This window comes from Cellulosimicrobium sp. TH-20 (genome assembly GCF_002105775.1).
GTDB classification, from domain to species: domain Bacteria; phylum Actinomycetota; class Actinomycetes; order Actinomycetales; family Cellulomonadaceae; genus Cellulosimicrobium; species Cellulosimicrobium funkei.
Window position 1 is genome coordinate 3,310,122 of sequence record NZ_CP020857.1, and the last position, 15,698, is coordinate 3,325,819.

Consider the following 15,698-nt stretch of genomic DNA (forward strand, 5'->3'; position numbering starts at 1 on the left):
TCCGCGGACGGGTCGACGGGCTCAGCGCCCTCGACCCCGTCCTGCTCGCCGATCAGAACGGCGACTTCTTCCCCTTGCCGGCCGCGGCGGTCGCCTTAGCCGGAGCGGCCACGGCGGCGTCGGCCGCGACGGTCACGCCGGCGGCCGGGTCGGCCGGTGCGTCGACCTTGGCCCCGACGCCGAGCTTCTCCTTGATCTTCTTCTCGAGCTCGTTCGCGAGGTCGGGGTTGTCGCGCAGGAACGAGCGCGCGTTCTCCTTGCCCTGCCCGAGCTGGTCGCCGCCGTAGGTGAACCACGACCCGGACTTGCGCACGAACCCGTGCTCCACGCCCATGTCGATGAGACCACCCTCGCGAGAGATGCCGACCCCGTAGAGGATGTCGAACTCGGCCTGCTTGAACGGCGGCGCCATCTTGTTCTTGACGACCTTCACGCGGGTCCGGTTGCCGACCGCGTCGGTGCCCTCCTTGAGGGTCTCGATGCGGCGGATGTCGAGACGGACCGAGGCGTAGAACTTCAGCGCCTTGCCACCGGTCGTCGTCTCGGGAGAGCCGAAGAACACGCCGATCTTCTCGCGGAGCTGGTTGATGAAGATCGCGGTCGTGCCGGACGCGCTGAGCGCACCGGTGATCTTGCGCAGCGCCTGCGACATGAGGCGGGCCTGGAGACCGACGTGGCTGTCGCCCATCTCGCCCTCGATCTCCGCCTTCGGCACGAGGGCCGCGACGGAGTCGATGACGATGATGTCGAGCGCGCCCGAGCGGATCAGCATGTCCGTGATCTCGAGCGCCTGCTCCCCCGTGTCCGGCTGGGAGACGAGCAGGGCGTCGGTGTCGACGCCGAGCTTCTTGGCGTACTCCGGGTCGAGGGCGTGCTCGGCGTCGATGAACGCCGCGATGCCGCCGGCGCGCTGGGCGCTGGCCACGGCGTGCAGCGCCACGGTCGTCTTTCCGGAGGACTCCGGGCCGTACACCTCGATGACGCGCCCGCGGGGCAGACCGCCGATGCCGAGCGCGATGTCCAGCGCGATGGAGCCCGTGGGGATGACCTCGACGGGGGCACGGCCCTCCTCGCCGAGGCGCATGACGGAGCCCTTGCCGAAACTCCGGTCGATCTGGGCGAGGGCTGCCTCGAGCGCCTTCTCGCGGTCTGCGGGTGCGGGCATGTCAGTCCACCTTCGGTTCGACGTCCATCTGTTCGTTGTGGCCCGACGTTACGGGCAGCCACCGACACGCGGTGCCGACGAGCCCCAGACCTGGGGACCGTCGTGCCGGACCGGCGTCCCGGGCCCGCCGGAGCGCGCCCTGTGCACAACTCTAGCCGAACACGTGTTCGATCACGGAACCCGCCCCGGCGTGTCCGCGACTCGCGGGCTCACCCGTCGTCGTCCGCGGACCACGACTCCCCGGGCCGCAGCACGACGACCCGCGTCCCGGGCGCCTCGCGCTGCGCGGCCGCCTCGAACGCCGCGCCCGCGTGGTCCATCCAGCCGCGCGGCAGGTGCTGGCCGCCCGGCGCGTGCAGCGTCCCCCAGTGCACCGGCACCGCGACCCGCACCCCGACCTCGGCGCACACCCGCGCGGCCTGCACCGGGCCCAGGTGCCCGCCCGAGAGCCGCGGCCCCCACCCGCCGACCGGCACGAGGGCCACGTCCACCGGGCCGCCCGCGAGCGCCGGGAGGTGCGCCATGCCGGGGTGGTGCTCGGTGTCGCCCGCCACCCACACGCGCAGATCGTCGGGACCGGTGGTCCGCACGAGGTGACCGTTCGCGGCGTTGGGCCGGTGCGGCATCGGCCGGTGCCCGTGCACCGCGGTGACGAGCCGCGTCTCGACCCCGGCCCCCGGCGGGCCCACCGCGTGCCACTCGTCGCCCAGCCCGACGCCGCGCAGCCCCTTGCCGCGCAGCCACCGCGCGTTGGCGGGTGCCGTGAGGACCGGCACGTCGCCGAGGAGCCGCAGCGACCGCAGCTCGGCGTGGTCGTGGTGGAGGTGGGACAGCAGGACGGCGTCGCCGCCCCGCCACACCGGGGCCGGCTGCTCTCCGCGCCGGCGGAGCATCCCCGCGTGCCGGTGCAGGAGCGGGTCGGTCACGAGCCGCGCCGTCGGCCCGCCGGGGGTCGCGGCGAGGTCGAGGACCGCGCTCGAGTGGCCGAGCCACGTCACGGTGACGCTCACGCGCCGCTCCCCCGGCCCGGCGCGTCCTCGGCCACCGGCGGCCGTACCCCCAGGTCGGTGAGCCACGCGACGAGCCGGCGGTGCACCGCCTCCGCCCCGACGAGCATCGGCGTGCCGTCGACGTCCTCGAGCTCGTCGTCGGGCACCGCGAGGTGCGCGGGGTGCACCAGCACCGCCTGGTTCTGCGCCCCGCCGAGGCCGCCGTGCGACCCGACCAGGCCCTCGAACGCGTGCACCATCCCGACCTCGTCGACGCTGGACACGAGCACGAGGTCCCCGGCGTCCTCCAGCCCGGCGACGCGCACGAGGTCCGCCGCCGCGCGCGACCCGAACGACGCGAGCGGGTCGGCGCCCACGACCTCGCCCGTCAGCAGGTCGCGCGAGCCGCCCCGGCCGTGCGCCCGAACCTCCCCGTGCGGACCGCGCTCGACGACGACGCCGACCGCGGGGTTCGCGACGAGACCCGGGAGCAGCGCGGGCCACCGGGCGCGGACCTCGTCACCCGTGAGGCGCCGCGGCTCGCGCGGGAACCACACCATCCCGAGGTTGCCCGACCCGACGACCGCGACCTCGGGCAGCTCGGGCAGGGCGGGTGCGGCGTCGGCGCGGCGCTCGGAGCGGTCCGGGCCCACGAGCATGCGGCCCGCCTGCGCGTCCGGCTGCCCGGGACGCAGCGCGTTGAGGGCCGTGTTGGCAGGGCCCCACGCCTCGCTGTCCGGGGCCGTCGCCCGACGCCGCCCCTCGCCCCGGGCGGACCCGGTGCCGTCCCGGGCGCGGCCGTCGTCGTCCGCACGAGCCCCGTCACCGGGCGGGTCGAGCGCCATGAGGCGTCGCACCTCGTCGAGGAAGGACCGCCCGGCGACCTGCTCGAACGTCGGGCCGAGCGACTGCCCGTGGTCCGAGAGCACGACGACGTCGTAGCGCCGAGGCGCGACGGCTGCGACCTGCTCCCAGAGCCCGACGACGCGGTCCAGGCCCTCGAGCGCGCGCAGCGACTCCGGCCGCAGCGGCCCGGCGTGGTGCGCGATCTCGTCGTAGTCCACGAGGTCGACGCACACGACGGGCGCCCCGCGCACGAGCTGCTCCGCGACGAGCGTCGTGTTGAGGTCGCGGAGCACGACGTTCGTCACGGCGCGCAGCACCGGGTACCAGCCGAGGCGCGAGACGCGCGGCTCGACGCCGCGCACGGCCTGCTGCCAGCCCTGGTAGAGCTCCTTGAGCAGCTCGCCGAGCGCGACGACCACGGCGCGCACGAGGACGAACGGGCTCGCGAAGAAGTGCACGAACATCTGCCCGGGCCCCAGGCCCTCGCGCGCCCGGCTCATGACGAGCAGGCTCGTCGCCGCGTCCCCGGAGAACATCGTCGAGACGGCCACGCCGCCCCCCGCTAGCAGACCCGCGCCGTCGCTCGTGCGCGCCTCGACCGCCGCCGCGTCCGCGGGCCGGTTCGTCACGACGAGCCTCCCCAGCGCGCGCGACCACCACCGAAAGGCGGGGACGTGCTCGGTCGACCCGTGCAGGAGCCCGACGGTCGAGGCCGGCGTCGTCGCGGGCACGCGGGCCCACCACGTCGTGAGGTGGTGGCTGCCGTCGCCGAGCCACCGCGCGAGCGTCGGGGCCAGGCCGGCCTGGAGGGCGTAGTCGAGCGTGGGGCGCGCGACGCCGTCGAGCAGGACGACGAGCAGGCCCGCCGGGCGCTCCGCGGCGGCGCCCGCGGCGGCTCCCCGGGGCACGCCCGCCTGGCGTCGCGCGCGCCGGAGCAGGTCCCCGATCACGTACTCGTTGTCGCTCGCCCCGACGACCCAGCGCCCGAGCGCCATGAGCACGGCCGCGATGACGAGGACGGCGAGGACGGCGGTCCACGTCCCGCTGCGGAACCCCGGGAGGTAGGTGAGCGCCGCCCACGCGACCGCGACCTGGGCGACCACGCCCGACACGAGCGCGCCGACGACGCCGGACCGGCGCGCGACCCCGCGCAGCACCGGGCGCAGCAGCGCGTCGCCCACCGCCACCGCGAGCGCCGCGAGGACGAGCGACCAGGGGTTGGTCACCTCGACCCCGGGGACGACCCAGATCGCGAGCCCCAGCCCGGCCGCCGTCGAGACGAGCGACCAGGCCGCGCCGCGCACGTCGGCGGCGGTGAGGCGCAGCGTGGCGAGGCGGCCGCGGGCGGGAACGCTCATGCCGCCATCATCGCGGGGCACGGCGGGGTGCGCCCCTCGGGCGTCCCCGGGTTGCGGGCAGGTCGGGGCCGGTCAGGTCGGGGCCGGGCAGGTGGGGGCCGGGCAGGTCGGGGCCGGTCAGCGGCGCGGCGGCGCCTGGCGGTGGTCGTCGTTCCCCCAGCGCCGCGCGTCGGGCACGTCGAGCGCGTCGCACAGCGCGTGCCAGACGACGCGCGGCTCGACCCCGTCCTCGAGCGCCTGGGCGGCGGTCCGGTCGTCGAGCACGGACAGCACCTGCTCGCGCACGTAGGCGCGGCCCAGGGCCGCACCGAACACCTCGTCGACCAGCTCGGAGAACTCGCGGTAGCGCACGGACCAAGCCTTGCACGGATCCGCGGCCGCCCGGTCGCGCGCCGGGACGCGCGGGGCCGCACCGCGTCGCCCAAGGTCGCACCGAAGTCGCCCGGGGTCGCACCAGGTCGCGCCGAGGGCGCACGGGCAGGCCGCCGGGGCGCCGGCACGCTGCGGCGGGCGCGTGTGGGTGGGCAGCCCCAGAATGGGCGCGTGACCTCGGACCCGCTCGCCCGCTTCGCCGCGCCCACGCGCGCGTGGTTCTCGGGCGCGTTCGACGCGCCGACCGCCGCCCAGGCCGGTGCGTGGGAGGCCGTGTCGAGCGACCGGCACGCCCTCGTGGTCGCCCCGACGGGCTCGGGCAAGACGCTCGCCGCGTTCCTCTGGTCGCTCGACCGGATCCTCGCCGCGCCCCCGGACGAGGCCCCGGCTCGCGAGGCGCGCTGTCGCGTCCTCTACGTCTCCCCGCTCAAGGCGCTCGCCGCGGACGTCGAGCGGAACCTGCGCTCGCCGCTCGCGGGCATCCGCCAGGCCGCGGTGCGGCTCGGGCTCGACGTGCCGGACGTCGTCGTCGGCACCCGCACCGGGGACACCCCCACGAGCGAGCGCCGCCGGCTCGCGACCCACCCGCCCGACATCCTCATCACGACGCCCGAGTCGCTGTTCCTCGTGCTGACGTCGCAGGCGCGCGCGGGGCTCGTGGGCGTCGAGACGGTGATCGTCGACGAGATCCACGCGGTGGCGGGCACCAAGCGGGGCGCTCACCTGGCCGTGTCGCTCGAGCGCCTGGACGCGCTGCTCGAGGCGCACGAGCGGCCCCCGGCGCAGCGCGTCGGGCTCTCGGCCACGGTCCGCCCCGTCGAGGCGGTCGCGACCTTCCTCGGCGGGCACCGGCCCGAGGCCGAGGGCGGGCGCGAGGTCGTCGTCGTGCAGCCGCCGTCGAGCAAGCGCATCGAGGTCGACGTCGTCGTGCCCGTCCCGGACCTCTCGGACCTCGGGACGGCGGCACTCGTGCCGGACGCCGGGTCGCGGTCGGACGGCGGCCTGCCACCTCTGCCCCCCGGCGAGCGCGACCTCACGGGCCCTGCGACGTCGCGCCCGACGGGCGCGCCCGACGTCCGGCCACCGCGCCCGTCGGTCTGGCCGCACGTCGAGGAGCGGGTCGTCGACCTCGTCACCGACCACCGCTCCACGCTGGTCTTCACGAACTCGCGCCGCGGGGCGGAGCGCCTCACGGCGCGCATGAACGAGCTGTGGGCCGAGCGCCAGGGCGAGGACGTGCTCGACCCGGGCACGGTCACCGCGGCGCAGGTGCAGGCGCAGTCGGGCGCGAGCTCGGGCGTCGAGCCCGTCATCGCCCGCGCGCACCACGGGTCGATGAGCCGGGCCGAGCGCACGCGCACGGAGACCGAACTCAAGGACGGCCGGCTGCCCGCGGTGGTCGCGACGTCGAGCCTCGAGCTCGGCATCGACATGGGCGCGGTGGACCTCGTGGTCCAGGTCGGGGCGCCGCCCTCGGTCGCGTCGGGCCTGCAGCGGATCGGGCGCGCGGGCCACCAGGTGGAGGCCGTGTCGCACGGCGTGGTGTTCCCCACGCACCGGGGCGACCTCGTGCCGTCGGCGGTCGTCGCCGAGCGCATGCGCTCCGGAGGTATCGAGGAGCTCCACGTGCTCGCCAACCCGCTCGACGTCCTCGCCCAGCAGGTCGTCGCGATGGTCGCGGTCGACGAGTGGACGGTCGCGGAGCTCGCGACGCTCGTGCGGCGCAGCGAGCCCTACGCGCACCTCGGCGACGCGTCGCTGCACGCCGTCCTCGACATGCTCGCAGGCCGCTACCCGAGCGAGGACTTCGGCGAGCTGCGCGCGCGGATCGTGTGGGACCGCGCGTCGGGCCGGCTGACCGGGCGGCCGGGCGCGCTGCGGCTCGCCGCGACGAGCGGCGGCACGATCCCCGACCGCGGGATGTACGGCGTGTTCCTCGCGACGGACGCCGGCACCGGGACCGTCGCGGGCGACCCGGACACCGCGGGCGGCCGCGCCCCGCGCGGCGGCAAGCGCGTCGGCGAGCTCGACGAGGAGATGGTCTACGAGTCGCGCGTCGGCGACACGTTCACGCTCGGTTCGAGCACGTGGCGCATCGAGGACATCACGCCCGACCGCGTGCTCGTCACGCCCGCGCCGGGCATCCCCGGGCGGCTGCCGTTCTGGAAGGGTGACTCCCCCGGCCGACCCGCCGAGCTCGGCCGTGCGCTCGGCGCGTGGGTGCGCGAGACGGACGCGCTCGCCGCCACCGACCCCGACGCGGCGGCCGACCGGCTCCGCACGGCAGGCCTCGACGCGTGGGCGAGCGACAACCTGCTGGCCTACCTGCGCGAGCAGCGCGACGCGACCGGACGCGTCCCCGACGACCGCACGGTCGTCGTCGAGCGCTTCCGCGACGAGCTCGGCGACTGGCGCGTCGTCGTGCACTCGCCGTACGGCGCGAAGGTGCACGCGCCGTGGGCGCTCGTGCTCGCCGCGCGCCTGCGCGAGCGCTACGGGGTCGACGCCGCCGCGATGCACGCCGACGACGGCATCGTCCTGCGGCTCCCGGACACCGGGGACTCGTGGCTCGAGGGAGCGACCGACGGCTCGGGCGGCCTCGGCGGGGACGCGCCCGTCGTCGGCGTCGAGGACCTGCTCCTCGACCCGGACGACGTGCTCGACGCGGTGCGCGACGAGCTCGGCGGGTCGGTGATGTTCGCGTCGCGGTTCCGCGAGGCCGCCGCCCGCGCGCTCCTGCTGCCCCGGCGTCGTCCGGACCGGCGCCAGCCGCTGTGGCAGCAGCGGCAGCGCTCGGCGCAGCTCCTGTCGGTGGCGTCGGAGTACCCGGAGTTCCCGATCGTCCTCGAGGCGGCGCGCGAGTGCCTGCAGGACGACTTCGACGTCGCGGCGCTCACCGACCTCATGCGCGACCTCGCCGCCGGGCGCGTGCGCCTCGTCGAGGTGACGACCCCGACGCCGTCGCCCTTCGCGCAGTCCCTCCTCTTCGGGTACACGGCGCAGTTCCTCTACGACGGCGACGCCCCGCTCGCGGAGCGCCGCGCCGCCGCGCTGTCGCTGGACCCCACCCTCCTCGCCGAGCTGCTGGGCGGCGACGGCGTCGCGGCCCAGCTCGCCGACCTGCTCGACCCCGCCCAGATCGAGCGGACCGAGGCCGAGCTCGGCGCGCTCGCGCCCGAGCGGCAGGCGCGCCACGCCGAGGACGTGTGGGACGTCCTGCGCCGGCTGGGCCCGCTCACCGAGGCCGAGGTCGCGGCGCGGACCCGCGAGGACGTGCGCGCCGACGTCGCGGCCTGGCTGCGCGAGCTCGAGGCCGCGCGCCGCATCATGCCCGTGCGGCTCGCGGGGGTCGCGCCCGAGCGCGCGCAGCAGTGGGCGGTCGTGGAGGACGCCGGCCGCCTGCGCGACGCGCTCGGCGTCGCGCTGCCCGTCGGCATCCCCGAGGTGTTCACCGAGCCCGTCCCCGACCCGCTCGGCGACCTCGTGCGCCGCCACGCCCGCACGCACGGCCCGTTCACCGCCGCCGACCTCGCCGCACGCCTCGGGCTTGGCGTCGCCGTCGTCGTGCAGACGCTCGAGCGGCTCGAGGCGGCCCGGCTCGTCGTGCGCGGGCGGCTGCGGCCGGAGGCGATCGGCGGCACGGGCGACGACTGGTGCGACGCCGAGGTGCTGCGCGTCCTGCGCCGGCGCTCGCTCGCCGCGCTGCGCGCCGAGGTGGAGCCCGTCCCCGCCGAGACGCTGGGCGTCTTCCTCCCGCGCTGGCAGGGGCTCGGCGCGCTGCGCGGCGTCGACGGGCTGCTGCGCGTCGTCGAGCAGCTCTCCGGCGCGGCCGTCCCCGCCTCGGCGCTCGAGACCCTCGTGCTCCCGGCGCGCGTCAGCGACTACACCCCGACGATGCTCGACGAGCTGACGACGACCGGCGAGGTCGTGTGGTGCGGGCACGCCCCGCTGCCCGGTTCCGGCGGCGGCGACGGTCTCGTCAGCCTCCACCTCGCGGAGTGGGCGCCGCTCACGCTGCCCGACCCGGGCCCGGCGCCCGAGACCGGCCTCCATGCCACGCTGCTCGACCTGCTGGAGGGCTCGGGCGGGTACTTCCTCCCGCGGCTGGCCCAGCGCGCCGGCGCGGAGACCGTCCCGACGCTCGAGGCGCTGTGGGACCTCGTGTGGTCGGGCCACGTGACGAACGACGGCCTCGGGTCGCTGCGCGCACGGCTCGGTGCCGCCGGGGGGACCCACCGCGCGCCGCGCGCCCCGGCGCGGGCCCGGCCGCTCGCGCGCGGCCGGTTCGCGGGCCTGCGGCCGCCGACGTCGCCCGAGACGGCCCTGCGCGGCGGCGCCGGTCGGTGGTCGGCGCTGCCCCCGCGCGAGCCCGACCCCACCCGCCGGGCGCACGCGCTCGCCCGCGTCCTGCTCGACCGCCACGGCGTGCTCACGCGCGCCGTCGCGCCCGCCGAGGGCGTCGCGGGGTCGTTCCGCGCGGTGTACCGCGTGCTGAGCGAGCTGGAGGCCACGGGCGCCGCGCGGCGCGGGTACTTCGTCGAGCACCTCGGCGGCTCGCAGTTCGCGCTCCCCGGCGCGGTCGACCAGCTCCGGACCGACGCGCAGGACCGTGAGCGCGCGCTCGAGGCCGACGCCGCGGCGGCCGCGACCGACCCGTTCGCCCCGCTCCCCGACGCGCGGACGTCGCGCGGCGGTCCGCGTCCCGGCGCCGTGCTGCTCGCCGCGACGGACCCGGCGAACCCCTACGGCGCGGCGCTGCCGTGGCCCACCCGCCCGACGACCGGACCCGGCGCGCCCGGCGCGCCCGGCACGGACGGCACGACCGGGGAGGGCTCGCGCGGTCACCGCCCGGGCCGCAAGGCGGGCGCCGTCGTCGTGCTGAGCGACGGCGACCTCGCGCTCTACGTCGAGCGCGGCGGGCGGTCCGTGCTGTCCTTCGTGGACGGCCCGCGGCTCGCCGAGGCGAGCGCGGCGCTGGTCCGCGCGGTGCGGGCGGGCACGCTCGGGAAGATCGTGGTGCAGCGCGTCGACGGCGTCGAGGCCCTGGCGGGTGCCGGCACGGCACGGACCCCGGCGGACGACGCGGTGCGCGCGCTGCTCGACGCCGGCTTCCGCGCGACGCCGCGCGGCCTGCGGGCGGCCTGACGTGCGGCGGTCGTCGCGCGCCCCCGGCCACGGGGGGCGGTCGCGTGCCCGAGGGTGACATCCTGCGTCTCGTGTCGGCCCGCCTCGACGAGGCGCTCAAGGACCGGGTGCTGGTCCGCTCGGACCTGCGGTGGCCGAGCGCCGCGGAGATCGACCTGGTCGGGCGGACGGTCGTCGGGAACCAGGCCTACGGGAAGCACCTGTTCACGCGGTTCGACGACGGCCGGTCCCTGCACACGCACCTGCGCATGGAGGGGTCGTGGCGGCTCGCCCGGACGGGCACGCACGACGCTCGAGGGGCGGAGCCGAACGTGCGCGTCGTCCTCGCGAACGAGTGGTGGACGGCGGTCGGGAACCGGATCGGGATGCTGCACGTGCTGCGCACCGCGGACGAGCGCGTGATCGTCGGTCCGCTCGGTCCCGACGTGCTCGGCGACGACTTCCCGGAGACCGGGCTGCCCGAGGCGGCCGCGCGGATGCGGGCCGACGACGCGGCGGGCGGGAGCGGCCCCCGGTACCGGCCGGAGCGGGCCGCAACGGGTGTGCCCGTCGCGGAGGCCCTGCTCGACCAGCACCTCGTCGCCGGCATCGGCACGATCTACACGGCCGAGTCGCTCTTCGCCGAGCACGTCTACCCGTGGACGCCCGTCCGCGACGTCGAGGACCTCGAGGGCCTCCTGCTCACGGCACGCACGCTCATGCAGCGCACGGTGCGGCACGGGTTCGACCCGCGCGCCGGCGTCGTGCGGCACGTGCACGGGCGCACACGAAAGGCGTGCCACGTGTGCGGCACGCCTGTCGCGGAAGGTACGGCGAACGAGCCCCCGTACGACCGTCCGATCTTCTGGTGTCCGACCTGCCAGGCACCGCCCGCAGCAGGATGACGGCCGGCGTCGCTGCCCCCGCTCCCGGTGCGGCCGGTGCCGGCCCGACCGTCAGCCGACGGGCTGCAGGTCCTCGCGGCGTGCCGTGCCCTCGGGATGCTGGCGACCCAGCACGGCCGTCGCGAAGTCGGCCGGGATGGTGTCGGGGATCAGCAGACCCTCGGCGACGGCGACCCGGTCGCTGACCTCGCGCAGCACCAACGACATCGGGATGTCGAGCGCCTCGCAGATCGAGCCGAGGAGCTCCGACGACGCTTCCTTCTGACCGCGCTCGACCTCGCTGAGGTAGCCCAGCGAGACCCGTGCGGCGGAGGACACCTCTCGCAGGGTGCGCCCCTGTCGCTGGCGAGCGTCTCGCAGCACGTCCCCGATCTCTCGTCGAAGAACAATCATCTGGCGACCCCCTTCCGTGTCCCGTGCGCCCCCGGGAGCCGGAGAGGCCCCCACCTGGGTGCGCGAACTGCTCGTGCCGGTCTTCCTGTTCACTGCCCCGCGTGACGGGGTCGTCCTACCGTACCCCGCCCGCGGTCCGCTCACGTCGCCGGTGCCCCGTGCGGGACGGGGCGCGGGCGCGTTGTCCGTGCGTCCCACCGGTCGGTTGACGGTCCTGTTGGCGATCACGTGCTGTGCAACGTCGCGACGTGGGGTGTTGTTCCCGCGCCGGGCCTCCCGGCCGCTCCCCCGCGGCACGTTCACGACGTCTCCACGACGCCTCCGGCCCGGTCCACGCCCGGCCGGGCGGCCGACGCTCCCGCCGACGATTTCACCCAGCACGGGGCATCGTCACGCCGTCGGTGGCCGGGGCCCGACCGTCGCGCGCGCGAGCGCCACCGCGGCGGCCACGGTGGCGGCGCGGACGGCCGTACGGTCGCCCGCCAGGTGCAGCTCTCGCACCTCCGTGCCCCCCGGTCCGCTCGCGGCGACGAAGACGGTCCCCGGGGCCCGGCCGTCCTGCGGGTCGGGGCCCGCGACGCCCGTGGTCGCGACCCCGACGTCTGCCCTCAGCACGTCGCGCACGCGCTCGGCCATCTGGCGTGCGACCTCCGGGTGCACGGCCCCGTGCGCGGCGAGCAGGCCGCAGTCGACGCCGAGGACCGACTTTTTGACGTCGGTCGCGTACGCGACGACGGCGCCCCGGAGCACGCGCGAGGCGCCGGGCACGTCGACGATCGTCGCGCTGAGCAGGCCGCCCGTGAGCGACTCGGCCGTCGCGAGGGTCCACCCGCGGGCCTCCAGAGCGCCGAGCAGCTCGACGACGTCGGGCCGCACGTCCGGGCCGGTGACCGACGAGCTCCCCGGCGGGACCGGAGCGTCGGTCACGAGACGGGCGCGCCGTCCGTGCTCGGACCCCGCTCGACGACCCGGGCTGCGCGCACCGCGTCGCGGCGCAGGCGCCAGCCCTGATACGCGTACTCCAGGCCGGTCACGACGGTGACGAGGATGGCCGCGGCGAGCACGATCCAGGCGACGACGCCGACGAACGCCGGCAGGTGCGCGAGCGGCAGCACGAAGAGCGTGATCGCGACGGTCTGCAGCACGGTCTTGAGCTTCCCGCCGCGGGACGCAGGCATGACCGCGTACTTGAGGACGGCGAACCGCAGGAGCGTGACGCCCAGCTCGCGCGCGAGCACGACGACGGGGACCCACCAGGGCAGCTCGCCGAGCGGCCACGCGAGCAGCACGAGGGCGGTGCCCACGAGCAGCTTGTCCGCGATGGGGTCGAGGAGCTTGCCCAGGTCCGTGACGAGGTCGTAGCGCCGCGCGAGGTAGCCGTCGAGGCGGTCCGACGTGGCGGCGAGGACGAAGATGCCCGTCGCGACGAGGCGCCACGTGACGGACTCCCCGCCGTCGACGAGGAGCGCCCACGCGAAGAACGGGACGAGCAGGATCCTCGCCATGGTGACGAGGTTCGCGGAGTTCCACGGCGAGGGGACGGCGTTGACCACGTCACCAGCCTAGGGGGTCGTCCGGGGTGCGCCGACCGTCGGCAGCACCACCGGCCGCTCGGGTCACCGCCAGCCCGACTCCACGTCGGCGTCGTCGTGGTACTCCGTCGCGACCGGGGGCATGTGCCCGTCGGTGCCCTCGCCGTAGTCGTGGCCGCCCCCTGCGCCCTGGGGCGCGAGGGCCGCGGCGGGCGCCTGGCCGTCGAAGACGTCCTGCGCGGGCTCGCCCCGGATGAGGGCGAGCGCCGACGGCAGCTCCTCGGGCGTCACGAGCACCTCGCGGGCCTTGGACCCCTCGGACGGCCCGACGATCTCGCGCGACTCCAGGAGGTCCATGAGGCGACCCGCCTTGGCGAACCCGACGCGCAGCTTGCGCTGGAGCATCGACGTCGAGCCGAACTGCGACGTCACGACGAGCTCGGCCGCCTGGAGCAGCAGGTCGAGGTCGTCACCGATGTCCTCGTCGATCTGCTTCTTCGTGGCCGCCTGCGTGACGTCCTCGCGATAGACGGGCTTGAGCTGGCTCTTCACGTGCTCGACGACGGCGTGCACCTCGGACTCCGAGACCCACGCGCCCTGCACGCGCATGGGCTTGGCCGCACCCATGGGCAGGAACAGGGCGTCGCCCTGGCCGATGAGCTTCTCCGCGCCGGGCTGGTCGAGTACGACGCGCGAGTCCGCGAGGGACGACGTCGCGAACGCGAGCCGCGACGGCACGTTCGCCTTGATGAGGCCCGTCACGACGTCGACCGACGGGCGTTGCGTCGCGAGCACCAGGTGGATGCCCGCCGCGCGCGCGAGCTGCGTGATGCGCTGGATCGAGGCCTCGACGTCGCGCGGGGCGACCATCATGAGGTCGGCGAGCTCGTCGACGACGACCAGCAGGTACGGGTACGTCGCGATCTTGCGCTCGGAGCCGGGCAGCGGCTTGACCTTGCCGGCGCGGACGGCGGCGTTGAAGTCGTCGATGTGCTTGAACCCGAACGCGGCGAGGTCGTCGTAGCGGGCGTCCATCTCGCGGACGACCCAGTCGAGGGCCTCCGCGGCCTTCTTCGGGTTCGTGATGATGGGCGTGATGAGGTGCGGGATGCCCTCGTAGATCGTCAGCTCGACGCGCTTGGGGTCCACGAGTACGAGCCGCACCTGCTCGGGCGTCGAGCGCATGAGGATCGACGTGATCATGGAGTTGATGAAGCTCGACTTGCCCGCGCCCGTCGCGCCCGCGACGAGGATGTGCGGCATCTTCGCGAGGTTCGCGACGACGTAGCCGCCCTCGACGTCCTTGCCCACGCCCATGACCATGGGGTGCTCGGTGCGCCGCGCGGCCGACGACCGCAGGACGTCGCCGAGCACGACCGTCTCGCGGTCCGTGTTGGGGATCTCGATGCCGATGGCCGACTTGCCGGGGATCGGCGCGAGGATGCGCACGTCGGCGCTGGCCACCGCGTACGCGATGTTGTTGGACAGCGACGTGATGCGCTCGACCTTGACCTTGGGCCCGACCTCGACCTCGTAGCGCGTGACCGTCGGGCCGCGCGTGAACCCGGTGACCTTCGCGTCGACCTCGAACTGCTCGAACGTCTGCGTGAGCGCCTCGACCACGCGGTCGTTCGCGGCTGAGCGCACCTTGTGCGGCGCGCCCTTGACGAGCGCGTCCTCGTCCGGGAGCAGGTAGACCGTGTCGCCCTCGAGCATGGGCTGCACGCCCCGGGGCATCGGGCCGGGCGGGGGCGGCGGCACGCTGCCGACGCCGTCCTCCGGGGAGGGCGCGACCGCGCCCATCGCGGCCGCCGCCGTGTCCTGCGCGGCCCCCTGCCCGACGGCGGGGACCACCTCCGTGGCGGCCGTGCCGGCGGCCGGCTCCTCCGCGCGACGCTTCTTCCCCCGGCCGCGCGGCGCGTCGTCCTCGTAGTCGAGGAACGCGGCCGTCTCGAAGGCCTCGTCGCCCGAGAAGCCGCCCTCGGGCTTCTCGATCTCGGCCGCCTCCGCCGCGCGCTGCGCCTTGGTGCGCCGCGGCTTGCGCGGTCGGCGACCCGTCGGCGGCTCGCTGCCGTCGTGGCGCGAGACGCCCTCCGCGAGCGGGAGCCCGTCGGCGTCGAGCGCGTCGTCCTCGGTGCGGTGGTTGCCGGTGAGCACGTCGTAGAGGCCACGCAGCCGGCTCGGGATGCGGTGCACGGGCGTCGCGGTGACGACGAGCAGCCCGAAGAACCCGAGGAGCAGGAAGATGGGGACGGCGAACCACGGCGTCAGCCCGGCGGTCACGGGCGTGGCCGCCAGATAGCCGACGATGCCCCCCGCGTCCTGCACCGCCGCGAAGCCGTCGCGCGGCGCGGGCAGGTCCTCCGAGATGTGCACGAGGGAGCACACGGACACGACGATGAGCGTGAGCCCGATCGCGACGCGCGAGTTCGCCTGGGCGCGCTCGGGGTGCCGCATGATGCGCACCGCGAGCCAGAGCAGCAGGACCGGGACCGCGACGCCGGCGAGACCGAACGTCCCCGCGACGACGCCGTGGACGACCTTGCCGAACGTGCCCTGGATGCCCCACCACTCGCGGGCCGCGACGACGACCGCGAGGGCGATGAGGGTGAACGCGACGCCGTCGCGCCGGTGTGCCGGGTCCAGCTCTCTTGCTCCTCTTCCGATGGTGCGCACGAGCGATCCCACGCCGTGCGCGGCGCCGAGCCAGACCCCCCGCACCGCCCGGACGGGCCACGGCGGCCCTGCCGCCGGGCGACGCGCCGGGCGGCGCGCGCTGGACGAGGAGGACCGTCCGCGACCGGTTCCGGCGCGCGACGTGCCGCGGGCCGTGGACGAACCGCCGCGCGCCGCGGTGCGGGGCGCTGGTGTGCGGTTGCTCGCGGTCCGACGTGCCTGCGGGGACGTGCGGGTCGCCATAGTGGTCCTAACCTACCTGCGAGGGACGACGGCGCCCGGGACCCCGGGGCGCGTGTCCCCCGCGGACCGGGGTTCGGGCACGTGCCCGCGACCCG

10 protein-coding genes are annotated in these 15,698 nt (G+C 76.0%); 2 read left to right on the plus strand and 8 right to left on the minus strand.

Features of this window, described 5'->3' with window-relative positions:
- Positions 1–52 precede the first annotated feature (52 nt).
- The 4 genes from recA to B8281_RS14740 form a co-directional block, all read right to left on the minus strand.
- Positions 53–1,165 (minus strand): recombinase RecA, encoded by a 1,113-nt coding sequence (recA, locus tag B8281_RS14725; protein WP_034655657.1) that lies wholly within the window; start codon positions 1,163–1,165, stop codon positions 53–55.
- Between the two features lie 209 nt (positions 1,166–1,374).
- Positions 1,375–2,175, minus strand: a complete 801-nt coding sequence (locus tag B8281_RS14730) for an MBL fold metallo-hydrolase (RefSeq protein WP_085388096.1) — start codon at positions 2,173–2,175, stop codon at positions 1,375–1,377.
- The gene (locus tag B8281_RS14735; protein WP_085388097.1) at positions 2,172–4,358 is read right to left on the minus strand and encodes an alkaline phosphatase family protein; all 2,187 of its coding nucleotides are present in this window, start codon (positions 4,356–4,358) and stop codon (positions 2,172–2,174) included. The genes B8281_RS14730 and B8281_RS14735 overlap by 4 nt, the downstream gene beginning before the upstream one ends.
- Before the next feature lie 117 nt (positions 4,359–4,475).
- The gene (locus tag B8281_RS14740; protein WP_085388098.1) at positions 4,476–4,709 is read right to left on the minus strand and encodes a DUF3046 domain-containing protein; all 234 of its coding nucleotides are present in this window, start codon (positions 4,707–4,709) and stop codon (positions 4,476–4,478) included.
- Between the two features lie 192 nt (positions 4,710–4,901).
- On the opposite strand from B8281_RS14740, the gene B8281_RS14745 reads away from it, so the two are divergent.
- Together B8281_RS14745 and B8281_RS14750 are read left to right on the plus strand one after the other, a co-directional pair.
- Positions 4,902–9,875, plus strand: coding sequence for a DEAD/DEAH box helicase (locus B8281_RS14745; protein ID WP_085388099.1), 4,974 nt, complete (start codon positions 4,902–4,904; stop codon positions 9,873–9,875).
- Between the two features lie 44 nt (positions 9,876–9,919).
- Complete coding sequence (locus tag B8281_RS14750) at positions 9,920–10,759, plus strand: DNA-formamidopyrimidine glycosylase family protein (protein WP_061267560.1); 840 nt, start codon at positions 9,920–9,922, stop codon at positions 10,757–10,759.
- A gap of 51 nt (positions 10,760–10,810) precedes the next feature.
- Here B8281_RS14750 and B8281_RS14755 read toward each other — a convergent pair whose 3' ends face one another.
- From B8281_RS14755 to B8281_RS14770, 4 genes are all read right to left on the minus strand, one after another.
- A complete protein-coding gene (locus B8281_RS14755; RefSeq protein WP_021483863.1) occupies positions 10,811–11,152 on the minus strand; it encodes a helix-turn-helix domain-containing protein in 342 nt (113 codons plus the stop codon).
- A 390-nt stretch (positions 11,153–11,542) separates the two neighbouring features.
- Entirely contained in the window at positions 11,543–12,079 is a 537-nt protein-coding gene (locus B8281_RS14760) for a CinA family protein (RefSeq protein WP_369824900.1), read from the minus strand.
- On the minus strand, positions 12,076–12,705 hold the full coding sequence (gene pgsA / locus B8281_RS14765) for a CDP-diacylglycerol--glycerol-3-phosphate 3-phosphatidyltransferase (RefSeq protein WP_021483781.1): 630 nt from the start codon (positions 12,703–12,705) through the stop codon (positions 12,076–12,078). The genes B8281_RS14760 and pgsA overlap by 4 nt, the downstream gene beginning before the upstream one ends.
- Positions 12,706–12,768: 63 nt before the next feature.
- Positions 12,769–15,603, minus strand: a complete 2,835-nt coding sequence (locus tag B8281_RS14770) for a DNA translocase FtsK (protein ID WP_232322581.1) — start codon at positions 15,601–15,603, stop codon at positions 12,769–12,771.
- Positions 15,604–15,698 lie beyond the last annotated feature (95 nt).